The sequence below is a fragment of the Mesorhizobium sp. USDA 4413 genome (assembly GCF_056280365.1).
This window is the reverse complement of record NZ_JBVPRP010000001.1, coordinates 1695155-1717301: the sequence shown is the minus strand read 5'-3', so window position 1 is coordinate 1717301 and position 22147 is coordinate 1695155. Positions and strand designations below refer to the sequence as shown.

The 22147-nt window shown below is 65.2% G+C and carries 23 protein-coding genes; 14 read left to right on the top strand and 9 right to left on the bottom strand.

The window, feature by feature from the left end; translation table 11 throughout:
* From ACVMIM_RS08430 to ACVMIM_RS08415, 4 genes are read left to right on the top strand one after another with little or no spacing between them, the layout of a single operon-like run.
* On the top strand, positions 1–801 hold the full coding sequence (locus ACVMIM_RS08430; protein ID WP_476111557.1) for an ABC transporter ATP-binding protein: 801 nt from the start codon (positions 1–3) through the stop codon (positions 799–801).
* Positions 794–1504 carry an ABC transporter ATP-binding protein gene (locus tag ACVMIM_RS08425; RefSeq protein ID WP_476111556.1) on the top strand — a complete coding sequence of 237 codons (711 nt, stop codon included), beginning with the start codon at positions 794–796 and terminating at the stop codon, positions 1502–1504. Before ACVMIM_RS08430 ends, ACVMIM_RS08425 begins: the two co-directional genes overlap by 8 nt.
* A 3-nt stretch (positions 1505–1507) precedes the next feature.
* On the top strand, positions 1508–2386 hold the full coding sequence (locus ACVMIM_RS08420; protein WP_476111555.1) for a branched-chain amino acid ABC transporter permease: 879 nt from the start codon (positions 1508–1510) through the stop codon (positions 2384–2386).
* On the top strand, positions 2383–3357 hold the full coding sequence (locus ACVMIM_RS08415; protein ID WP_476111554.1) for a branched-chain amino acid ABC transporter permease: 975 nt from the start codon (positions 2383–2385) through the stop codon (positions 3355–3357). Before ACVMIM_RS08420 ends, ACVMIM_RS08415 begins: the two co-directional genes overlap by 4 nt.
* A gap of 364 nt (positions 3358–3721) precedes the next feature.
* Here the strand turns inward: ACVMIM_RS08415 and ACVMIM_RS08410 are convergent, their stop codons facing one another.
* From ACVMIM_RS08410 to ACVMIM_RS08395, 4 genes are all read right to left on the bottom strand, one after another.
* A complete protein-coding gene (locus ACVMIM_RS08410) occupies positions 3722–4822 on the bottom strand; it encodes an alcohol dehydrogenase family protein (RefSeq protein WP_476111553.1) in 1101 nt (366 codons plus the stop codon).
* Positions 4823–4843: 21 nt separating this feature from the next.
* Positions 4844–6223 carry an aminotransferase gene (locus ACVMIM_RS08405; RefSeq protein ID WP_476111552.1) on the bottom strand — a complete coding sequence of 460 codons (1380 nt, stop codon included), beginning with the start codon at positions 6221–6223 and terminating at the stop codon, positions 4844–4846.
* Positions 6224–6256: 33 nt separating this feature from the next.
* Positions 6257–7750 carry an NAD-dependent succinate-semialdehyde dehydrogenase gene (locus tag ACVMIM_RS08400; RefSeq protein WP_476111551.1) on the bottom strand — a complete coding sequence of 498 codons (1494 nt, stop codon included), beginning with the start codon at positions 7748–7750 and terminating at the stop codon, positions 6257–6259.
* A 306-nt stretch (positions 7751–8056) separates the two neighbouring features.
* Positions 8057–8548 (bottom strand): Lrp/AsnC family transcriptional regulator, encoded by a 492-nt coding sequence (locus ACVMIM_RS08395; RefSeq protein WP_476111550.1) that lies wholly within the window; start codon positions 8546–8548, stop codon positions 8057–8059.
* A gap of 83 nt (positions 8549–8631) precedes the next feature.
* Here ACVMIM_RS08395 and ehuR point away from each other — a divergent pair, with 83 nt between their 5' ends.
* The 10 genes from ehuR to doeB all read left to right on the top strand — a co-directional run bounded on the left by ehuR (position 8632) and on the right by doeB (position 18460).
* The gene (gene ehuR, locus ACVMIM_RS08390) at positions 8632–10017 is read left to right on the top strand and encodes a MocR-like ectoine utilization transcription factor EhuR (RefSeq protein ID WP_476111549.1); all 1386 of its coding nucleotides are present in this window, start codon (positions 8632–8634) and stop codon (positions 10015–10017) included.
* A 136-nt stretch (positions 10018–10153) separates the two neighbouring features.
* Positions 10154–10939, top strand: a complete 786-nt coding sequence (gene ehuA / locus ACVMIM_RS08385; protein ID WP_040994216.1) for an ectoine/hydroxyectoine ABC transporter ATP-binding protein EhuA — start codon at positions 10154–10156, stop codon at positions 10937–10939.
* A 111-nt stretch (positions 10940–11050) separates the two neighbouring features.
* Entirely contained in the window at positions 11051–11902 is an 852-nt protein-coding gene (gene ehuB / locus ACVMIM_RS08380; RefSeq protein ID WP_040994214.1) for an ectoine/hydroxyectoine ABC transporter substrate-binding protein EhuB, read from the top strand.
* Between the two features lie 182 nt (positions 11903–12084).
* Positions 12085–12744: an ectoine/hydroxyectoine ABC transporter permease subunit EhuC gene (gene ehuC, locus ACVMIM_RS08375; RefSeq protein WP_040994212.1), complete on the top strand. Its 660-nt coding sequence runs from the start codon at positions 12085–12087 to the stop codon at positions 12742–12744.
* On the top strand, positions 12744–13403 hold the full coding sequence (gene ehuD / locus ACVMIM_RS08370; protein WP_476111548.1) for an ectoine/hydroxyectoine ABC transporter permease subunit EhuD: 660 nt from the start codon (positions 12744–12746) through the stop codon (positions 13401–13403). Before ehuC ends, ehuD begins: the two co-directional genes overlap by 1 nt.
* Before the next feature lie 5 nt (positions 13404–13408).
* Positions 13409–14185, top strand: coding sequence for an ectoine utilization protein EutA (gene eutA / locus ACVMIM_RS08365; protein ID WP_476117146.1), 777 nt, complete (start codon positions 13409–13411; stop codon positions 14183–14185).
* Positions 14186–14196: 11 nt separating this feature from the next.
* Positions 14197–15189 carry a hydroxyectoine utilization dehydratase EutB gene (gene eutB, locus ACVMIM_RS08360; RefSeq protein ID WP_476111547.1) on the top strand — a complete coding sequence of 331 codons (993 nt, stop codon included), beginning with the start codon at positions 14197–14199 and terminating at the stop codon, positions 15187–15189.
* Positions 15186–16178, top strand: a complete 993-nt coding sequence (gene eutC, locus ACVMIM_RS08355; RefSeq protein ID WP_476111546.1) for an ectoine utilization protein EutC — start codon at positions 15186–15188, stop codon at positions 16176–16178. Before eutB ends, eutC begins: the two co-directional genes overlap by 4 nt.
* A 96-nt stretch (positions 16179–16274) precedes the next feature.
* The gene (doeA, locus tag ACVMIM_RS08350; RefSeq protein ID WP_476111545.1) at positions 16275–17453 is read left to right on the top strand and encodes an ectoine hydrolase DoeA; all 1179 of its coding nucleotides are present in this window, start codon (positions 16275–16277) and stop codon (positions 17451–17453) included.
* Positions 17454–17458: 5 nt separating this feature from the next.
* Complete coding sequence (doeB, locus tag ACVMIM_RS08345) at positions 17459–18460, top strand: N(2)-acetyl-L-2,4-diaminobutanoate deacetylase DoeB (RefSeq protein ID WP_476111544.1); 1002 nt, start codon at positions 17459–17461, stop codon at positions 18458–18460.
* 14 nt (positions 18461–18474) lie between these two features.
* Here doeB and ACVMIM_RS08340 read toward each other — a convergent pair whose 3' ends face one another.
* From ACVMIM_RS08340 to cyoC, 5 genes are read right to left on the bottom strand one after another with little or no spacing between them, the layout of a single operon-like run.
* A complete protein-coding gene (locus tag ACVMIM_RS08340) occupies positions 18475–19008 on the bottom strand; it encodes a response regulator transcription factor (protein WP_476111543.1) in 534 nt (177 codons plus the stop codon).
* Positions 18998–20350, bottom strand: coding sequence for an ATP-binding protein (locus tag ACVMIM_RS08335; protein WP_476111542.1), 1353 nt, complete (start codon positions 20348–20350; stop codon positions 18998–19000). Before ACVMIM_RS08335 ends, ACVMIM_RS08340 begins: the two co-directional genes overlap by 11 nt.
* A complete protein-coding gene (locus ACVMIM_RS08330; protein ID WP_476111541.1) occupies positions 20347–21153 on the bottom strand; it encodes an SURF1 family protein in 807 nt (268 codons plus the stop codon). Before ACVMIM_RS08330 ends, ACVMIM_RS08335 begins: the two co-directional genes overlap by 4 nt.
* On the bottom strand, positions 21150–21524 hold the full coding sequence (gene cyoD / locus ACVMIM_RS08325; RefSeq protein WP_040994200.1) for a cytochrome o ubiquinol oxidase subunit IV: 375 nt from the start codon (positions 21522–21524) through the stop codon (positions 21150–21152). Before cyoD ends, ACVMIM_RS08330 begins: the two co-directional genes overlap by 4 nt.
* Positions 21521–22147 (bottom strand): cytochrome o ubiquinol oxidase subunit III, encoded by a 627-nt coding sequence (gene cyoC / locus ACVMIM_RS08320; protein ID WP_476117144.1) that lies wholly within the window; start codon positions 22145–22147, stop codon positions 21521–21523. The genes cyoD and cyoC overlap by 4 nt, the downstream gene beginning before the upstream one ends.

The following is a 22147-nucleotide window of genomic DNA, read 5'->3' as shown; positions in this document are numbered from 1 at the left end:
ATGACGGGAGACGCCGCCGCGACGCCATTGCTGTCGTGCAGGCATGTCGGCAAGTCCTTCGGCGCGCTCGCGGCAGTGCGCGACCTGTCCTTCGATGTCGGGGCTGGAGAAATCCTCGGCATCGGCGGACCGAACGGCGCCGGCAAGACGACGCTGTTCGAGGTGATCTCGGGACTGAACCCGGCCACCAAAGGCGCGATCGTGCTCGACGGCCAGGACATCACCCGGCATGCGCCCGAGCAGATCTGCCATGCCGGCGTTGCCCGCACCTTCCAGCTCAATGCCGGCTTCGACAGCATGACCGCGCGCGAGAACGTTCTGGTCGGCGCCTATTTCGGCCGCAGCAACCGGGCCGTGCCGACGCTGCGCGCCGGCCGCGCCGCGCATCAGGCCGCCGACGCCGCGCTTGAAATGCTCGGCATCGGCGACCGCGCCGACAAGGTCACCGGCAAGCTGCCGGTGCTCGACCGCAAGCTCCTGATGATGGCGAGCGCCATGGCGACGAAGCCGAAACTGCTTCTGATGGACGAGCCGGTCGGCGGCCTCACTGCGCGTGAGGTCGACCGTGTGATGGATGCCGTGCGCGCCATCAAGGCGGCAGGGGTCACCATCATCCTCATCGAGCATGTGATGCGCTTCCTGGTGCGCCTCTCCGACCGCATGATGATCATGCATCACGGCGAAAAGATCTTCGAAGGTCTGCCGACAAAGCTCCTCGACGACCGCACCGTCGTCGACGTCTATCTCGGCCAGGGCGCCTCCGATCGGCTGCGCTCCTTCATGGAAGACACGCATGGCTGAGGCGGCGCTCGAGATCTTCGACGTCAGCGCCGGCTATGCCGGCCGCATCGTGCTCGACGCCATCAAACTGTCGGCAAGGAAGGGCGAACTCACCGCCATTGTCGGCCCCAACGGCCATGGCAAGAGCACCTTGCTCAAGGCGATTTCCGGGCTTGTCCCGGTGACGTCCGGCGAGATCCGCCTCGACGGCTCGCGCATCGACCGCCTGCGCCCCGACCAGATCGTCGAGCGCGGCGTCATCCAGGTTCCGCAGGGCGATCTGCTCTTTCCGGCAATGACCGTCCACGAGAACCTTCTGATGGGCGCCTATGCCAACGCCGGCGGACTGGCCGAGCGGCTCGACTTCGTCTTTGCGCTGCTGCCGAAGCTGAAGGAGCGCCGCAACCAGACCGCCGGCACGCTTTCGGGCGGCGAGCGCCGCATGTGCGGCATAGGCCGCGGCCTGATGGCGGGCGGCGAGGTGCTGATGCTGGACGAGCCCTCGCTCGGACTGGCTCCGATCGTCATCGAGCAGATCTATGAGGTGATCTTCAACCTCAGGCGCGAGGGCCGCACCATCCTTCTGGTCGAGGAGAATGCCGAGCGGATCGCCGAGCATGCCGACATGATCCACCTGCTCGACAATGGCCGCATCGCCTGGTCGGGCCTGGGCGCCGAGCTGATGGCGCGCCCGGAAATCGTCGAAACCTATCTCGGAGTGTGAGCGGTGGACGTCCTGATCCAGATCGTCGCTTCCGGCCTGACGCTCGGCGCCATGTACGCGGTGGCCACCATAGGCCTCTCGCTGGTCTACGGCTCGCTCAACATGCTCAACATGGCGCATGGCGCCATCCTGACGCTCGGCGGCTATATCTGCTACGCGGCCATCGTCCATGCCGGCTTGCACCCAGCGTTGGCGCTGCTCGCCGCCGCCCTCGTCTGCGCGCTGGTCGGATTGCTGATCTATTTCAGCGCGGCGCTGCCGCTGCTCAGAGCCGAGAATTTCGAGACCAACATCTTCATCGCCACGATCGGCATCGGCAGCGTCATCGAGAATCTGATGCTGAAGGGTTTCGGACCTTATCCTATCCCGCAGCCGCTCGCGGTCGGCGGCCAGGTCGTCATCGGCAATGTGCACGTACCGCAGCAGAACGTGTTCATCCTCGGCATCGCCATCGTGCTGATGGTGGCGGTCGCCATCCTCCTGCAGCGCACCAGCACCGGCCGCGCCATCCGCGCCACCTCCATGAACCGCGAGGCGGCACAGCTCATGGGGGTCAGGGTCGGCCGCGTCTACGCGCAGGTGCTGGCGCTCTCGGGCGCGCTCGCCGCCGTTTCCGGCATCATGATCAGCTCGATCGCCACGCTGACGCCGGTAATGGGCGGCGACCCGATGCTGAAAGCCTTCATCGTCTGCGTGGTTGCGGGGCTCGGCAATGTCTATGGCGCCGTGATCGCGGCGATCGCGCTCGGCCTGCTCGAGGCCGCCACCCAGTATGTACTCGGCGTGCGCTGGAGCTTCGCCACCTTGCTGCTTCTCGTCATTCTCGTGCTGATCTGGCGGCCCTACGGCCTGTTCGGCAAACAGCAGGTGGTGCGTCTATGAAATCCGTCCGACGCGACATCCTGATCGGCCTCGTCTGCCTGGCTCTCGCCATCGCGCTGCCGATCGCCATGCCGGGGCGCTACGTCATCACCCAGTCGACGCTGTTCTTCATCTGGGCGATCGTGGTGGTGCAGTGGAACCTGGTGCTGGGCATTGGCGGCATCTTCTCGCTGGCGCAGATGGCGCTGTTCGCCACCGGCGCCTATGCCACCGCGATGCTGGGCTTTTACTGGAAAGTGCCCATGCTCGCCGCTATCCCGACGGCCGGCGTGATCACCGTCGCGGTGGGCATGCTGATCGGCCTCGCCTGCCTGCGGCTGCGCGGCCCCTATGTAGCGCTGCTGACACTGGCGATCGCGCAGGTCATGTATGTGCTCATCGTCAACGACACCGACTGCTTCACCACCGTCGGAGGCTGCATGCCGCTGTTCGGCGGCGTGCGCGGCATCGGCCAGTTCGGCGATATCGGCTTGCGCGCGCTGTTCCCGTCGAAATGGTACGTCGCCCACTATTATGTCGGGCTGGCGCTGCTGGCAGTCGCGGTGACGATCTCGATCGTCGTCATCAGGGGACCCTTAGGCCTCGCCTTCCGGGCGCTGCGGGACAATCCGGGCTACGCCATGTCGCGCGGCATCAGCCGTTTCAAATATCAGCTCTGGATCTTCGCGGTCTCCGCCTTCTTCACCGGGATCGCCGGTGGCTTCTACGCCATCCATTTCCGTGTCGTCGGCCCGACGGTATTTTCCTTCTCGACGCTGCTGTTCCTGATCGCGATGATCGTCATCGGCGGCCTCGGCTCGATATGGGGCCCCCTGCTCGGCGCCGCCGTGCTTATGCTGGCCGACGAAGGCATGCGGGAATTGTCCGACTATCGCAACATCGGGCTTGGACTGCTGCTGGCGGTCTTCGTCATCGCATGGCCGAACGGTCTGAACGGCTGGCTGCAACGGAGCCGAGCCAGCCGCAATTGACGATCGCCGCCATCGGCCGCACGTCCATCCAGACGGACTACGAGATGCGCAGGCTCCATGGCGGCGAGCTTGCGGCGAAGCTGCCTGCCAAAACGGTCTTCTTCAATCTTGCCGAGCGGAAATCCATCCCGCTGACGGAGCCTACATCGGCCGCACGTCCATCCAGACGGACTACGAGATGCGCAGGCTCCATGGCGGCGAGCTTGCGGCGAAGCTGCCTGCCAAAACGGTCTTCTTCAATCTTGCCGAGCGGAAATCCATCCCGCTGACGGAGCCTATGCTCGAGCGGCTGAGATCCTAGGGGATAGCCGCCGCTTCGTTAGACCATGGCGATGGCTGACCGCGCCGGGCGCTCTTTCCGGGGTCAGGCGCCGCTCCACATCGCGTCCGGCACCACCACCAGCTTGCCAACGAAGTCCTTGCCCATGAAGTCTGTCTGGGCGCGGTGGAAGTCCGACAATTTGTAGACGCCGCCGACCAGCGGCTTGATCTTTCCTTCCTCGATGTAGCGGACGATGCGGCGGAAGTCGGCGCGCGTGCCCTGGCTGGAACCGTGGAGCTGGAGCTGCTTCAGATACATGGTGCGGAGATCGAGCTGCACGACCGGCCCGGCAATGGCGCCCGCCGTGGTGTAGCGGCCTTCGGGCCGCAGGATGCGTAAGAGGTCGTTGAAGATGGGGCCGCCGACCAGGTCGGCGACCACGTCTATGGGTTTGCCGCCGGTGGACTCGCTGACGGCGGCTGGCAGGTCGGCCACGCCGCGCGTGATCACCTTCTCGGCGCCGATGTCGAGCACGGCCTGTTCCTTGCCCTTGCCGACGACGGCATAGGGGATGGCGCCGCGCGCCCGCGCCAGCTGCACGATGCCGGAGCCAACGCCGCCGGAGGCGCCAGTGACCAGCACGCGTTCGCCGGCCTTCAAGCCTGCGCGCTCCAGCATCTGTTCACCGGTGAGATAGGCGCAACAGAAGGTGGCGAGTTCGACATCGCTCAAGTCGGTGTCGACGACATGCGCGTTCTCGGCCGGCAGCGCCTGGTATTCGGCATAACCGCCGTCACGGCCATGGCCCATATAGTCGATGTCGGCCAGCGAATCGTCGTCGCGGTTGTAGATCGAAAAGTCGACCATCACGCGCTCACCGACGCGGTTCGCCGGCACACCGTCGCCAACGGCGACGATGGTGCCCACCGTGTCGGTGCCCTGGATGCGCGGGAAGATCAGCGTGTTGCCTTGGCGGCGCCAGGTCGAAACGGCAGCCGCATCCTCCTCGGTGCCATAGGCGCCCTGGCGCACCCAGACATCAGTGTTGTTCATGCCGCAGGCGCTGACCTTGATGAGCACCTCGCCGGCGGCAGGAGCCGGCACCTTCACGTCGGTGCGGTAGACGAGCTTCTCCAGGCCGCCATGGCCGGTGAGCTGCACGGCGGCCATGGTGGCGGGAACGGTTCTGGTCATGGCATTCATATCGCTTCTCGGATGTCCTTCTCAGATGCTGGCAAGCACGCTGTTCACCACGTCGGCGGTCTTGGCGACGATGATGTCCGCCTCCTCGCGAGTCAGGCAGAGCGGCGGCGCGAAGCCGAGGATGTCGCCCTGCGGCATGGCGCGGCCGATGACGCCGCTCGCGGCAAGCGCGGTAGCGATCTGCGGTCCGACCTTCAGCGCCGGATCGAAGAAGACGCGGTCGTCGCGATCCTTCACGAACTCGACCGCGGCCAGCATGCCGTCGCCGCGCACCTCGCCGACATTCCGGTGGCCGCCGACGGCCTTGGCAAGCTCGGCGCGGAAATACGCGCCGGTTTCGCCGGCGTTCCTCACCAGGTCCATCTCGTCGATCAGTTCGAGATTGGCAACGCCGGCGGCAACGCAGATCGGGTGCGCCGAATAGGTCCAGCCATGGCCGAGAGAGCCGAGCTTATCGGAGCCCTTGACCAGCACCTGCCAGACCTTGTCGGAGACGATGACGCCGGAGAGCGGCGCATAGGCCGAGGTCAGGCCCTTGGCGATGGTGATCAGGTCCGGCTTGATGCCGTAATGATCAGAGCCGAACGTGGTGCCGAGACGGCCGAAGCCGGTCACCACCTCGTCGGCGACGAGCAGCACGTCATATCTGTTCAGCACGGCCTGGATCTTTGCCCAATAGCCGGCCGGCGGCGGCACGATGCCGCCGGTGCCGAGGATCGGCTCGCCGATGAAGGCGGCGACCGTATCCGGGCCCTCGGCGAGGATCATTTCCTCCAGCTTGTCGGCGCAATATTGCGAGAACTGCTCCTCGCTCATCGAGCGGTCGGCGCGGCGGAAGTAATAGGGCGCCTCGGTGTGCAGGATCGGCGCGCGCGGCAGGTCGAAGGCGTTGTGGAAGAGCTCGAGCCCGGTCAGAGAACCGGTCATGACGCCCGAGCCGTGATAGCCGCGCCAGCGTGAGATGATCTTCTTCTTTTCGGGACGGCCGAGGACGTTGTTGTAATACCAGATCAGCTTGATGTTGGTCTCGTTGGCGTCGGAGCCGGAGAGGCCGAAATAGACCCGGCTCATGCCCTTCGGCGCGCGGTCGATGATCATCTTGGCGAGCGTGATCGAGGCCTCGGTGCCGTGGCCGACATAGGCGTGGTAATAGGCGAGGTTCTTAGCCTGCTCCGCAATCGCGTCGGCGATCTTCTGGCGGCCATAGCCGACATTGACGCAATAGAGGCCGGCAAACGCATCGATGCTCTTCTTGCCGGTGTTGTCCCAGACGGTGACGCCTTCGCCGCCGGCCATGATCCTGGCTGGCGATTCACCGCGCGCGTGCGTGCCCATATGCGTCGAGGGATGGAAGAAGTGGTCGCGATCCCAAGCCGAGAGTTCATTGGATTGTTCGAGCATTTTTTGACTCCTTGAAGGCGGTCCGGGCGGCGCTCAGGCCACGTCGAGACAGAGATATTTCAGATCGGTGAAGGCTTCGAGCCCGTGGCGCGAGCCTTCGCGGCCGATGCCGGACTGCTTGACGCCGCCGAAGGGGATCGGCGCGCCGGTGATCTTGACGCGGTTGATCGCGACCATGCCGTAGTCCAGCGCGCGGCCCAGACGCGCCTGCCGGGCGCCATTCTCGGTAACGACATAGGCGACGAGGCCGTATTCCGTGGCGTTGGCGCGGGCGACGACTTCCGCCTCATCGTCGAAGGGCGTGACGGCGGCGACAGGGCCGAAGGTCTCCTCGCGCATGATCAGAGCTTGGTCCGGCACATCGACGAGCAGCGTCGGCTGGTAGAACAGCGGCCCGGCCGCGTGGCGCTTGCCGCCCACAAGGCAGCGCGCGCCTCGAGCGATCGCGTCGGCGACTTGCTCCTCGACCTTCTTGACCGCGCGCTCATGCATCAGCGGCCCGATATCGGCGTCCGCGGATAGACCGTTGCCGGTGTGGAGCTGCTCGATGCGGCGCGCGAAAGCGGCGCAGAAGCGGTCGTAGATCGGCCGCTGCACGTAAATGCGATTGGCGGCGAGACAGTCCTGGCCAGACGTTGCAAACTTGGCGTCGAGCGCGATGGTGACGGCCTTGTCGATATCCGCGTCGTCGAAGACGAGCAGTGGCGCGTGGCCGCCGAGCTCCATCACCAGCCGCTTCATGGTGGGCGCGCTCTGCGCGGCGATCAGCCGGCCGACTTCGGTCGAGCCGGTGAAGCTCATGGCGCGGACCCGCGCATCGGCGCACATCGCGCCGACGATGGTTCGCGCATCGCCGGTGACGACGTTGAAGACGCCGGCCGGCAGCCCGGCGCGCTCGCCGAGTTCCGCCAGCGCCAGCGCCGATAGCGGGGTTTCCGAAGACGGGTGCGCCACCACCGTGCAGCCGGCAGCGAGGGCCGCGGCCGCCTTGCGGGTGAGCATGGCCGACGGAAAATTCCACGGTGTCACGACGCCGACCACGCCGATCGGCTCGCGGCGCACCGACATCTCGGTATTCGGCAGATGGCTGGTGACGCTTTCGGCGTTGAGGCGTTTCGCTTCCTCGGCATACCACTCGACGAAGGAGGCGGCGTAGTCGATCTCGCCCAGCGATTCCTTCAGCGGCTTACCCTGCTCGAGCGTCATCAGCAGCGCCAGATCGTCCTTGGAGGCGATGATCAGGTCGAACCATTTTCGCAAGATTTTCGAGCGCTCCTGCGGCAGCGCCGAGCGCCAGGCCGGCAGGGCGCGGGAGGCTGCGTCAATCGCTTCAGTCGTCTGCCTGCCATCGAGCGCAGCGACAAAGGCGACGGTTGAGCCGGTGGCGGGGTCGGTGACCTCGAAGCTCGCCGCTCCCTGGCCGGCGGTCCAGTGGCCACCGACATAGCCGAGATCGCGAAGCAGCCGGCGATCGGCGAGGCGGTCGAGTGCGTCGTGGCGGAGAGGGCGAGCGAAATGCGCGGACATCAGTCAGGTCTCCCGGTGCCGAGGCGATGTGGAGAGACTAGTCGTACGATCGAGACAGAGAGGCTGTTTCGACGGTCCGATGTAGAGAGATTGTCTCTGTTGGCCGCTTACCGCAGACGATCTGTCTGCATGCGGCTGAGCAGGGTTCCCCCTCACCCGGATTGCCAGCCGAATTGCGAAGGGCAATTCGAGGCAATCCGACCTCTCCCCGAGGGGAGAGGAGAGAGCGAGCGCCGGCGCCTAATCTCTTCTCCCCTCGGGGAGAAGGTGGCGGCAAAGCGGGCGGATGAGGGGCTTCGCTGAGCCTCACCCTTGCTCCGGCAGCAGATCGGCCACCGGCAGCACGGTCTCGTCCTTGACCGTCTTGGTGACGATATAGGTGAAGTAGCGGTCGATGCCGATCTCGCGCTCAAGCAGGCTGTCGACCAGCCGCTGATAGGCGTCGATATCGCGCGCCATGACCTTCAGCACGTAGTCGACGCCGCCGCCCACCGACCAGCAGGCGACGATCTCCGGAACGCCGCGCACCACACGCTCGAAACGATCGAAGTCCGCCTGGCGGTGATTGGCCAGGGTGACCTCCATCAGCACCGTCGCCACCGGCGCGATGGCGCGCATGGCGATCGCGGCGTAATAGCCGGAGACGATGCCGGCCTTCTCCAGCTTGCGCAGCCGCATCCAGCACGGCGTCGGCGACAGGCCGACCTTCTCGGCCAAGGCCAGCTTGGTGATCCGCCCGTCGCGCTGGATGGCGTCGAGAATCCTGAGGTCGATCGGGTCGAGTTTCACTGCCGCCATGCGGGATCCGCCTTTCGTTGCGGACACCATGACGACGCATTATTTCGATTGTCAATTGCACTGATTTCGATCTCTAATAAGTCATGACATTATGGCAGCCAGATCCTGCTCTCATCCGCCGCCCGGCCTATCTTTCGCTGGCCGACCAGTTCGCCCGCGCCATCCATGACGGTCGGCTGGCCAATGGCACGCGGCTGCCGACGCACCGCCGGCTGGCGGACGATCTGAAGCTGTCGGTGCAGACCGTCAGCCGCGCCTATGAGGAACTGATCCGGCGCGGCCTGATCTCGGGCGAGGTCGGCCGCGGCAGCTTCGTGCAGACGCAGCGCCGCGAGCCGGAACCGCCCTACATCCCGGAACGGCTGGGCGAGGTCATCGACCTCTCGATCCTGAAGCCGGTCTGCGAGCCGATGCATCTGGAAAAACTGAAGCAGGCGCTGGGCTGGCTTTCCGAGAACCTGCCGTCGAGCTCGGCGCTGTCGTTCCGGCCGAACATGGTTTTCCCGCGCCACCGCGCGGTCGCGGTCGAATGGCTGAAGCTTTGCGGGCTGGAGGCGTCGCCGCAGAATATCAGCCTGACCAACGGCGCCACCGCCGGGATGACAGTGGCGTTGATGAGCGTGGCGCCGCCCGGCTCCACGGTCGCTACCGAAGCGATCGGCCACCACACGCTGATCCCGCTTGCCCGCTATCTCGGCTTCAATCTGGAAGGCCTGCCGATCGACGACAACGGGCTGATTCCCGAAGCGCTCGATGATGCCTGCCGCCTCTCGGACATCCGCGCCGTCTTCGTCCAGCCGTCGGTGATCAACCCGACAGCGACCTTGATGGACGCCACAAGGCGGGAGCAGATCGCGGCGGTCGCGCGCAAGCACGACATCGCCATCATCGAAAATGACGTGCTCGGACCCCTGGTCGAGGGCCGGCCGCCTGCCGTCGCCGCCTTCGCGCCGGAGCGGACGCTCTACGTCACTTCCTTCACCAAGATCGTCGTGCCGGGCCTGCGCATCGGCTATCTCGCGGTACCGGACCGCTATGTCGCCGCTGTCGCCAACCGCCATCTCGTCTCGAACTGGATGGCGACGCCGATGGTGGCGGAGATCGCGACGCGCTGGGTGAATGACGGCACGGCTTTGGAGCTGGTCAAATGGCAGCGCGGCGCACTAAGACGCCGGCAGGAGATCGCCGCGGAAGTGCTCACGGGCGTCGACTATCGCTGTCATCGCGACGGGCTGCATCTATGGCTCGAACTGCCGGGCGACCGTGCCGAGGAGAGCTTTGTCGCGCAGGCGCGCCTGCGCGGGGTGGCGATCGCGCCGGGCACTTCGTTCCGCATCGCGAACACGCCTTGGCATCCCGCGATCCGTATCTCGCTCGGGTCGACCACGGAGGGGGAACTGCGCGCGGGCTTGAGCGTTGTCGCCAAGCTGCTGCTCGGCGATCCGGAGCATCTCCTGCTCGCCATCTGATGCACAAATGGAGCTCAGATTGCCCTGAAATTGTGCCGCGCCGGAAATATTGTCATGATATTATTTTCCCGATTGACATGATTTGGCACGTTTCGCATCGTTAAGGGCATAGGCTTCTCCAGAACGGGGAATGGACTTGCCCGCGCCCATCATCAAGGTCGATGCGATTTCGAAAAGCTTCGGCGCCTTCAAGGTGCTGGACGGACTGTCGATGCAGGTCATGCCGGGCGAGAAGCTGGCGCTGATCGGCCCGTCCGGGTCCGGCAAGACGACGATCCTGCGCATCCTGATGACGCTGGAGAGGATCGACGGCGGCCATATCCAGGTCGATGGCGAGCAGCTCTACCACATGGAGCGCAACGGCCAGCTGCTGCCGGCCGACGAGCGGCACCTGGCCAGGATGCGCCAGAAGATCGGCATGGTCTTCCAGCTCTTCAATCTCTTCCCGCACAAATGCGTCATGGACAATGTGACGCTGGCGCCGATGCTGACCAAGGGCGTCGCGCGCGCCGCCGCCGAGAAGCGGGCGATGGAACTGCTCGATATGGTCGGCCTCGCAGACAAGGCGAAAGCGATGCCGGCGCAGTTGTCCGGCGGCCAGAAGCAGCGCGTGGCGATCGCCCGGGCGCTGGCGCTGTCGCCCAAGATCATGCTGTTCGACGAGGTCACCTCGGCGCTCGACCCTGAACTCGTCGAGGAGGTGCTCAACGTCATGCGCAAGCTCGCCGCCGAGACCGACATGACGATGCTCCTCGTCACCCATGAGATGGGCTTCGCCCACGACTTTGCCGATCGCGTGCTGTTCTTCGACCGCGGAAGGATCGTCGAGGAAGGCAAGCCCGATGAGATTTTCCGCCACCCCAAACAAGAAAGAACGCAGAGCTTCCTGAAGAAGATCATCGCGGCCGGACATCGCGTCTGACCGCTATGCAAACGGGCGACGTAGTCGTCCGCGGGCGACGCAGTCGTCCCAGGGCGGCCCAAGGCCGTACCGAACCAAGCAACCAAGAAGAGAAACAAGGAGTTGGGAACGATGAAGAAACTTGGCATTCTGGCTGGCGTCGCCGGCCTTGCGGTCACCACGATGCTGCTCGCCTCCGGCGCGCGGTCTGCGGACGATGCAAAGCTCGAGCAGCTCAAGCAGCAGGGCTTCGCCCGCGTCGCCATCGCCAACGAGCCGCCCTATACGGCGGTTGCGGCGGACGGCAAGGTGTCAGGCGCAGCGCCCGACGTGGCGCGCGAGATCTTCAAGCGCCTCGGCATCAACGACATCGTCGCCTCGATCTCCGAATATGGCGCCATGATCCCCGGCCTGCAGGCCGGACGCTTCGACGTGGTCACAGCCGGCCTGTTCATGAAGCCGGAACGCTGCGCGGCGGTCGCCTATTCCGAGCCGGTGCTGTGCGATGCCGAGGCGCTCCTTGTGAAGAAGGGCAATCCGAAGGGCTTCAAGAGCTATGCGGACATCGCCAAGGACACATCGGCGACCGTCGGCGCGCCGGGCGGCGGCACCGAGGAGAAGCTGGCGCTGAACGCCGGCGTGCCGCGCGACCGCGTCATCGTCGTGCCCGATGGTCAGAGCGGGCTGAAGATGGTGCAGGACGGCCGTATCGACGCCTATTCGCTGCCGGTGCTGTCGATCAACGACCTGGTCAAGAAGGCCAACGACCCGAACCTCGAAGTGATCGCGCCGGTGCAGGGCGCGCCGGTCTATTGCGACGGGGCGGCCTTCAAGAAGGGCGACGAGGCGCTGCGCGACGCCTATGACGTCGAGCTCGCCAAGATGAAGAAGTCCGGCGAGTTCGCCAAGATCATCGAGCCCTACGGCTTCTCGGCCGCGGCCGCGATGTCGACGACGCGCGAGAAGCTCTGCTCGGCGAAGTAAGGAGCACTTTTGGCAAGGGCCGGATGAGGGGCGGCGCCAGCATTTCAAGGTTCGCGCTGCCCCTCATCTGCCTACCCGTCCTTCGCAGCAGCTGCGCTGCAGCTACGGAGGGTAAACCGGCGTCTCTGCCTCTCTGAGCGGGGCAGATGCCAAGCACATCAATGTTGGGAAACTTCTAGTTCATGACCCAGTGGTCCGGCTATCTCGGCCTGATATTGCAGGGAGCGCTTGTCACCATCGAGCTGACGCTGATGGGGTCGGTGCTTGCGCTGATCATGGCCTTCCTTGCCGGCATGGGACGCGTGTCGCGCTTCTTCATCCTGCGCGCGATCGCCACGGCCTATATCGAATTCTTCCGCGGCACCTCGATCTTCGTGCAGCTGTTCTGGGCCTATTTTGTGCTGCCCTTCGCCGGCCTGTCGCTGACACCGCTGCAGGCCGGTGTGCTGGCGCTGGGCTTGAATGTCGGCGCCTACGCAGCCGAGGTCGTCCGCGGCGCCATCCTGTCGGTCGGCCGCGAGCAATATGAGGCCTGCACGGCGCTCAACCTCGGCCGCTGGCAAGGCATGCGCCACGTGATTCTGCCGCAGGCGCTGCTGGTCATGCTGCCGACCTTCGGCAACAACGCGATCGAGCTGCTCAAGGCGACGTCAGTCGTCTCGCTAATCTCGCTCGCCGACCTGACCTTCCAGGCGCAGGTGGTGCGCTCGCAGACCGGTAGCACGCTGATGCCCTTCGCCTCCGTGCTGGTCATCTATTTCGCGCTGGCGCTGATCATCTCCTGGGGCGTTCGCACGCTGGAGCGCCGCATGGCGCGCGGCCTCGATGGAGTGCGCGTCTGATGGAGTGGGATTGGAACTTCGTCCGGGAGATCATGCCGACCCTGATCCAGGGCGTGAAGATCACCATCCTGGCGACTATTCTGGGGTCCATCCTGGCGGCAATCGTGGGGCTCGCGATCGCGCTGGCGCGGCGGTCGGAGAACCGGATCGTGGCGCGCAGCGTCGGCTGGTTCGCCGAGTTCATCCGCGGCACGCCGCTGCTCGTGCAGCTCTATTTCATCTTCTACGTGCTGCCCGATATCGGCATCCTGCTGCCGCCGCTGGTGGCCGGCGTCATCGGGCTTGGCCTGCACTACGGCACGTATACGGCCGAGGTCTATCGAGCCGGCATCGACAATGTGCCACGCGGCCAGTGGGAAGCGGCCAAGGCCTGCAATCTCAACGGCCGCCACACCTGGACGCATATCATCCTGCCGCAGGCGATCCCGCCGATGATCCCGGCCTTGGCCAATTATTTCATCGCCATGTTCAAGGAGACGCCGCTGCTTTCGGCGATCACCGTGCTGGAGCTGATGAACCAGGCCAAGAGCGTCGCAAACACCTACTACCGCTACATCGAGCCGATGACGCTGGTCGGCGCCTTCTTCCTCGTCATCAGCCTTTGCTCCGTGGTGCTGCTGCGCTGGCTGGAGCACCGCTACGGCAGGATCGAAACATGAAAGTCATGAAAGAATTGCCCAATATCCGCCTCGAAACGGCGCGCCCCACGCTGGACGCGCGTCCGCTGGAAAAGCGGGTTGGACTGATTGCGCTTGCGACCGACCATACCAGCGAAGTGGACTTCCGCCGCATGGTGGCGAGCGAGCGGATCGGCGTCTATGTCGCACGCATCCCCTATGCCAACCCGACGACGCCGGAGAACTTGCGCAAGATGCAGCCGTCGCTGTCGGCGGGCGCGGCACTGATCCTGCCGGACGAGACGCTCGATGCCGTGTGCTACTCCTGCACGTCCGCTTCCGTGGTGATCGGCGACGCCGAGATCGAGCAGGCGATCCATGCGGCCAAGCCCGGCGTGCCCGTGGTCACGCCGCCGATGGCTGGCGTGCGCGGCCTGAACGCCTTCGGGGTGAAGCGCATCAGCATCCTCACGCCCTATACCGTCGAAACCAGCCGGCCGATGGCCGCCTATTTCGCGGCGCATGGCTTCGACATCCAGAGCTTCTCATGCCTCGGTTTCGAGGACGACCGCGAAATGGCGCGCATCACGCCGGCGTCTCTGGTCGAACTGGCGCGCAAAGTCATGCATGCGCAGGCCGATGCGCTGTTCGTCTCGTGCACCGCGCTGCGCGCCGCGCTGGCGGTTCCAGGCATGGAGGAGGCGATCGGGCGTCCGGTCGTCACCAGCAACCAGGCCAGCGCCTGGAACTGCCTGCGGCTCTGCGGCGACGACGCGGCGCGACCTGAATTCGGCCGGCTGTGGACGAAGCCGCTGGCGCAGTGAACGAAATGGCCATGACCGAAATGACTGTCGAGCTTCAGCATATTCGCGCCGCGCGCGAACGCATTGCCGGCAAAGTCGAGCGGACGCCTTGCGTGATGTCGCAAAGCCTGTCGGACCGCGCGGGCCATCCGGTTCGCCTCAAGCTGGAGCATCACCAGACCACCGGTGCCTTCAAGCTGCGCGGCGCCTCCAACGCGATTGCAGCACTGAGCGCGGACGAGAAATCGCGCGGCGTCGTTGCCGCCTCGACCGGCAATCACGGCCGAGCGCTGGCTCATGCGGCAAAGCTCGAAGGCATGCGCGCGGTGATCTGCATGTCGCGGCTGGTACCGGAAAACAAGCTCGACGCGATCCGTCGCCTCGGCGCGGATATCCGCATCATCGGCAACAGCCAGGACGACGCGCAGGAGGAAGTCGACAGGCTGGTGGCGGAGGAAGGGCTTGTCATGCTGCCGCCCTTCGACCATCCCGACATCATCGCCGGACAAGGCACGCTCGGACTGGAAATCATGGAGCAGGTTCCGGATGCGGCAAGCGTGCTGGTGCCGCTCTCCGGCGGCGGGCTGGCGGCTGGCGTGGCGGCGGCCGTCAAAGGCGTGAGCCCGCGCACCAATGTCATCGGCATCTCGATGGCGCGCGGTGCTGCGATGAAAGCCAGCCTCGACGCCGGCCGTCCGGTGCAGGTCGAGGAACTGCCGACGCTGGCGGATTCGCTCGGCGGCGGCATCGGGCTCGATAACCGGCTGACCTTCGCCATGTGCCGCGGCCTGCTCGATGACGTGATCCTGCTTTCCGAGGACGAGATCGCCGCCGGCATCCGCCATGCCTATGAAGAGGAGCGCGAGATCGTCGAGGGCGCGGGCGCCGTCAGCATCGGCGCGCTGCTTGCCGGAAGGGTCAAAGTGAGCGGCTCCACGGTTCTCATCCTCTCAGGCCGCAACATCGACATGGGCCTGCACCGCCGCATCATCTGCGGCGAGGCAATCGCGGAGCGCGCAGCATGAGCCGCATGACCATCCTCACCGAAGCGGAGCTGCGCAAGATCGTGAGGCTCGATCTGGAAGCGGTCGCCTGCGTCGAGAACGCCTTTCGCGCCTTGGCCACGCTGCCGGTGGCGATGCCGCCAATCTTGAGGCTCGACATTCCCGAGCATCGCGGCGAGGTCGATGTGAAGACCGCCTATGTGCCCGGCATCGACGGCTTCGCGATCAAGATCAGCCCCGGCTTTTTCGACAATCCGAAGCTTGGCCTGCCCAGCGTCAACGGCATGATGGTGCTGCTGTCGGCGAAGACCGGCCTGATCGAGGCGTTGCTGCTCGACAACGGCTATCTGACCGATATCCGCACGGCGGCCGCCGGCGCGGTCGCGGCGAGGCATCTGTCGCGCGAAGATTCCAAGGTCGCGGCGATCTTCGGCGCCGGCGTGCAGGCCGGGCTGCAGCTCGAAGCGCTGCGCCTCGTGCGGCCGATCGAGGAGGCACGCATCTGGGCGCGCGACGCCGCCAAGGCTGAAGCGACAGCCGCGCGCCTGCGAGGGAAGCTGGGCATATTGGTGCGCGCCGAACCGGATGCGGCGAAGGCGGCAGCCGGCGCCGACATCATCGTGACCACGACGCCTTCGACCGAACCGCTGATCAAAGCCGGTTTCGTCTCCGCCGGCCAGCATATCACCGCCATGGGCTCGGATGCCGAGCACAAGAACGAGATCGCGCCGGCGATCCTGCGCATGGCCGATGTCTATGTCGCCGACAGCGCCAAGCAGACACGGCGCCTCGGCGAGCTCCACCACGCCATCGATGCGGGCGTTATGGCCGCCGACGCCGAGGTCACCGAACTCGGCCAGATCATCGCCGGGGACAAGCCCGGCCGGCGCTCAGCGAGCGACATCACCATCGCCGACCTCACCGGCACCGGCGTGCAGGACACCGCAATTGCCACGTTAGCCCGCGACCGTGCGCGGGCGGCGAACGCCGGAACGATTTTTGAAAGCTGATACCTGGCCGGAGCGTGATCCGGAAAAGCGGGAACCGGTTTTCCGAAAAGATCACGCTCAAACAGAAATAGGCCCAACAAACGAGGACCAAGAACAATGCAACCAAATTTGAAATTCTCGCGCGGCGAATATGCGGAGCGCCTTGCCAAGACACGGAAGGCCATGGAGGCCAAGGGCGTCGATCTGCTGATCGTCAGCGATCCTTCCAACATGGCCTGGCTGACTGGCTATGACGGCTGGTCCTTCTATGTGCATCAGGCGGTCATCGTGCCGCCTTCCGGCGAGCCGGTCTGGTACGGCCGCGGCCAGGACGCCAACGGCGCCAAGCGCACCGCCTATCTCGCCCATGACAACATCATCGGCTACGCCGACCACTATGTGCAGTCGACCGAGCGGCATCCGATGGATTACCTCGCCAGCGTGCTTGCCGAGCGCCGCTGGGACAAGCTCAGCATCGGCGTCGAGATGGACAATTACTGGTTCTCCGCCGCTGCCTTCGCCTCGCTGCAGAAGCACCTGCCCAATGCCCGTTTCGTCGACGCCACCGCGCTGGTCAACTGGCAGCGCGCCGTAAAGAGCCCGACCGAGATCGACTATATGCGCAAGGCCGCCCGCATCGTCGAAGCCATGCACACGCGCATCGTCGACAAGATCGAGGTCGGCATGCGCAAATGCGACCTGGTCGCCGAAATCTACGATGCCGGCACGCGCGGTGTGGAGGGGATCGGGGGCGACTATCCGGCGATCGTCCCGCTCTTGCCTTCGGGCGCCGATGCCTCGGCGCCGCATCTCACCTGGGACGACAAGCCGATGAAGGCGAACGAAGGCACGTTCTTCGAGATCGCCGGCTGCTACAACCGCTACCATTGCCCGCTGTCACGCACGGTGTTCCTCGGCAAGCCGACGCAGGCCTTCCTCGACGCGGAGAAGGCGACGCTGGAAGGCATGGAGGCCGGGCTTTCCGCCGCCAAGCCCGGCAACACCTGCGAGGACATCGCCAATGCTTTCTTCGCCGTCCTGAAGAAATACGGCATCGTCAAGGACAACCGCACCGGCTACCCGATCGGTATCTCCTATCCGCCGGACTGGGGCGAGCGTACCATGAGCCTGCGCCCCGGCGACCGCACCGAGCTCAAGCCCGGCATGACTTTCCACTTCATGACCGGCCTGTGGCTGGAAACGATGGGGCTGGAGATCACCGAATCGATCCTCATCACCGAGACCGGCGTCGAATGCCTGGCCAACGTGCCGCGCAAGCTTTTCGTGAAGGACTGAGGCCGATGTCCGCTTTGCGTCCGTCGCCGATCACGCCGACTGTCGACTTCGAGCGCGACGGCATCCAGCACGGCTTCCTGCGCCTGCCCTACAGCCGCGACGATTCGGCCTGGGGCTCGGTGATGATCCCGGTCTGCGTCGTGCGAAACGGCAAGGGTTCGACGGCGCTGCTCACCGGCGGCAATCACGGCGACGAGTATGAGGGCCCGCTGGCGCTCTATGATCTCGCCCGCACACTCGACCCGAAAAATGTCTCCGGCACGGTCATCATCGTGCCGGCGATGAACTATCCGGCTTTCCGCGCCGGCACGCGCACCTCGCCGATCGACAAGGGCAACATGAACCGCTCCTTCCCCGGACGGCCGGACGGCACGGTAACGGAGAAGATCGCCGACTATTTCCAGCGTGAGTTGCTACCGCGGGCGGACATCGTGTTCGACTTCCATTCCGGCGGCAAGACGCTGGATTTCGTACCCTTCTGCGCCGCGCATACACTCGCCGACAAGACGCAGGAGAAAAAGGCCTTCGCCGCCGTCGAGGCCTTCTCGGCGCCGTTTTCCATGCGCATGACCGAGATCGACGCGGTCGGCATGTATGACACGGCCGCCGAGGAGATGGGCAAGGTCTTCGTCACCACCGAGCTCGGCGGCGGCGGAACCTCCCGCGCCGAGACGGTGCGGATCGCCCGGCGCGGCATCCTCAACGTGCTGCGCCACGCCGGGATCGTCGACGGTGCGGTCGAGAAAGGCAGAACTCAGTGGCTGGACATGCCGTCGGGCGATTGCTTCGCCTTCGCCGAGGAGGACGGCATGATCGAAACCATGGTCGATCTCGGCGAATCCGTGGAAGAGAGCCAGGTGGTCGCGCGCATCTATCCGGTCGGCCGCACCGGCCAGGCGCCGCAGGAAATCAGGGCCAGGATGTCCGGGCTGCTCGCCGCGCGTCACTTCCCCGGCCTTGTCAAGGCCGGCGACTGTGTCTCGGTGCTGGGCGTGGCCGTCGGGTAATCGCCGACGCTCGCCTACTGCACCACACGCTTCTCGAGCTTGCGGGCGAGCGTGCGCCGATGCAGGCCGAGCCGGCGCGCGGTTTCGGAGATGTTGAAGCCGGTCTCGACCAGCGTTTCGTGGATGCGCTCCCATTCCAGGTTCTTGATCGAGGTGGGGCGGCTGGTGAGCGGCACCGAAACGTCGCCCTCGGCGCGGCCGAAGGCGGCTTCGATGTCGTCGGTGTTGGCGGGCTTGGCCAGGTAATGGCACGCGCCGAGCTTGATCGCCTCGACCGCCGTGGCGATGCTGGCAAATCCCGTCAGCACGACGATCCGCATCGACGGATTGCGGGCGCTGAGCAACTTGACGCATTCGAGCCCCGATCCCGCTCCGAGCTTGAGATCGACGACGGCATAGGCCGGAACGGCCGTTTCCAGCGCGACCAGCAGCGCCTCCCGGTCATGGGAGACGACTACGTCGTAGCCGCGCTTTTCAAAGGAACGTTTGAGCGTCCGCGCGAAAGTCGTGTCGTCCTCGACGACAAACAAGGATCGATCAGATTTCACGACCGCCTCCATTGGTCAGCGCCGCCAGCGGCAGCGAAAGGGTAACGCAGGCGCCCTCGGCCATGTTGCGCGCCGAAACGTCGCCTCCGAGCTTGCGCATGACATTGAACACCAGGAAAAGACCCAGGCCACCGCCCGGACGCCCCTTGCTCGACATATAGGGCTGGCCGAGCGCGGCCAGAATATCCTTGTCGAAACCCGGTCCGCGATCCTCGACGGAGAGTACCAGCTTCTCATCCTGCCGCTCGGCAGTGATGCCGACCCAATCGTGCGACGCTTCCTGCGCATTGTCGAGCACGTTAAAGATCATTTGTTTCAGCGCCGTGTCGGACACGATCTGTTCGTCCGGCTCGAAACCGTTGCGGTAATCCAGCTTGATGGGCTGGCGGCTGACGCGCCATTCCTGCACCAGATCGTCGAGGAAGTGGCGGATCGTGGTGCGGATCGTGCCCTCGCCTCGCGCCTGACCGGAAGACATGAGGATGCCCGTGACGATGCTTTTGCAGCGCTCGATCTGCGCCTGCATCTCGGCCACGTCCTCGGAAAGCTCGCGGCTGCGCTTGACGCCGCGCATCTGGCGCCAGTCGGATAGGATGACCGAAATGGTTGCGAGCGGCGTGCCCAACTCATGCGCGGCGCCTGAGGCTAGCAGGCCCATGCGCACGATGTGGTCTTCCTCGGCCGAGCGCTGGCGCAGGTCGGCGAGATAGGCATCGCGTTCGCGCAGGTTGCGGTTGATGCGCGTCATGAAGATGACGATCAGGCCGGCCGCGAGCACGAAGCAGATGAACATGCCGCGCAGATGCAGCGCCAGGAGGTCGCTGCCGCCGTGATGCGGGATGGCGATCGGCTGGAAGACGAAGATGAGGAAGACGAAACAGGCCGAAGCCGCCACGACCAGGATCCAGGTCGACCACGGCGTCAGCAGCGCGGCGCCGAGCGTGATCTGCAGGAGGTAGAGCGACACGAACGGATTCGAGGCGCCGCCGCTCAGGTAAAGCTGCGTCGTCAGCGCCGCCATGTCGAAGATCAGCGCGACGAAGAGCTGCGCGTTGGAGATGCGGCGATTGCCGCGCAGCGCGAGCAGGCTGAAGATGTTGAGCCCGACGAGGAAAAGCACGACGCCGGCCATCTCGGTGAGCGGCAGCGGGATGGCGAACCAATATTGCGTCACCAGGATGGTCAGCACCTGCCCCGCCACCGCCAGCCAGCGCAACTGGATGAGGAGGAGCAGGTTCTTCCTGTTCGTGACGTCGGGGTTCGAAGCCGAGCCTCCCTGGCCGGTGGACGGAACCGTCAGGATCGGCTTGCCGTGATGAAACCGCGCGATCGAGATGTTCATCTTGGCGCCTCCCGCTGGCCGCGGCCGGCGAGAATCGGCCTGGCAAGCGCCATCGCCAGCATCCCCGCCAGGGCAAACCAGGTCAAAGCGTAGACAAGGTGGGAGTTGCGAAACTTGACGACGGTGAGGCCGCCGCGCGGCCAGCTATCGCCCCCGGACGCCCCGGCATCGACGAAATAGGGCGCGACGTCGGTCAGGCCGCGCGCCTTGGCGATTGCCGCGACGTCGCGCGAATACCAGCGATCGGCAGCCGGATCGTTGCTGCGCAGGAAGCCGCCGCCGGGCTCGCTGATGCGCAACAGCCCGTCGACCGTCGCCGGCGAGGTGAGCGCGGCATTTTCCTGCTCGAACTCCGCCTTGCGCTCCTGCGGGATGAAGCCCCGGTTGACGAGGATCGTGAAACCACGGTCGTCGCGCATCGGCGTCAGCACCCAATAGCCGCCGCCGAGCTCGGTCACCGCCTGCACCAGCGTGTTGACGCCTTGAAACTGTCCGGCCAGCCGCACATGGCGGTATTCGTAGCCGTCCGTGTTGATATCAGCCCATGCCCCGGGGCCAGGCGCATCGACGACCGGAGCATGGATGCGCTGATCGACGCGGGCGATGAGGTCGAGCTTCCAGACCCGCCTTTCCAGCTGCCAGATGCCGAGCCCGAGAAACACCAGGACGCCGAGAAGCCCAAGCAGCACCGCCAAGAATCGCGACGCGGAGCCCTTCGAGGTGGCATGAGGGCCAGTGCCTGCCCGGCCGATCATGTCTTTTGCCTCGACTTTGGCCCTCCCCGCGCCCGACACAAGGTTCATGGCATCTCCCGCATCTCATGGAGCCCGGGCATCATGTTGGCGTTGAGGTGGTACATCACCCAGAGCGAGCCGCTCAGCACGATGACGACGAGAATCACCGTGAAGATGAGCGCCAGCATCGACCATCCGCCTTCCGAAGCGGGGTTCATGTGCAGGAAGAAGACCATGTGCACCACGATCTGCACCACCGCGAAGGCCATGATGATGATGGCTGTCGCCTGCTTGTTGTCGATGGCGCCAGTCATGACCATCCAGAACGGGATGGCGGTGAGGATCACCGACAGGACGAAGCCGATCAGGTAGCCCTTCAACGACCCGTGCGCAGCGCCGCCATGCACGAGGTCGTGATCGGCATGATCATGAGCGCTCATCTGAGCATCCCCATCAGATAGACGAAGGTGAAGACGCCGATCCAGACGACGTCGAGGAAGTGCCAGAACATCGAGAGGCACATAAGCCGGCGGCGGTTGGCCTTGATGAGCCCGTATCGGGCGACCTGCACCATCAGCGTCACCATCCAGACGATGCCGAAGGTGACGTGCAGGCCGTGCGTGCCGACCAGCGTGAAGAAGGACGACAGGAAGGCGCTGCGCTGCGGCGTCGCACCCTCACGAATCATATGCGCGAATTCGTAGAGCTCGATGGAGAGGAACGCCAGGCCGAACAGCATGGTCACGGCAAGCCAGCTCTGTGTCGCGCCGACGCGGCCCTTGTCCATGGTCAGCATGGCAAAGCCATAGGTGATCGAGGACAAGAGCAGCATGGTGGTGTTGACCGCCACCAGACCGAGATCGAACAGGTCCTTCGGTGCCGGGCCGGCCGCGTAATTGCCGCCGAGCACGCCGAAGGCCGCGAACAGCATGGCGAAGATCAGACAGTCGCTCATCAGATAGAGCCAGAAGCCGAGCATGGTGCTGCCGCCTTCGGCGTGCGCATGCTCCTCCTCCAGGTGGAAGACCGGTTCGGCGTCGGCCGTGATCGTCGTCAATGCCAT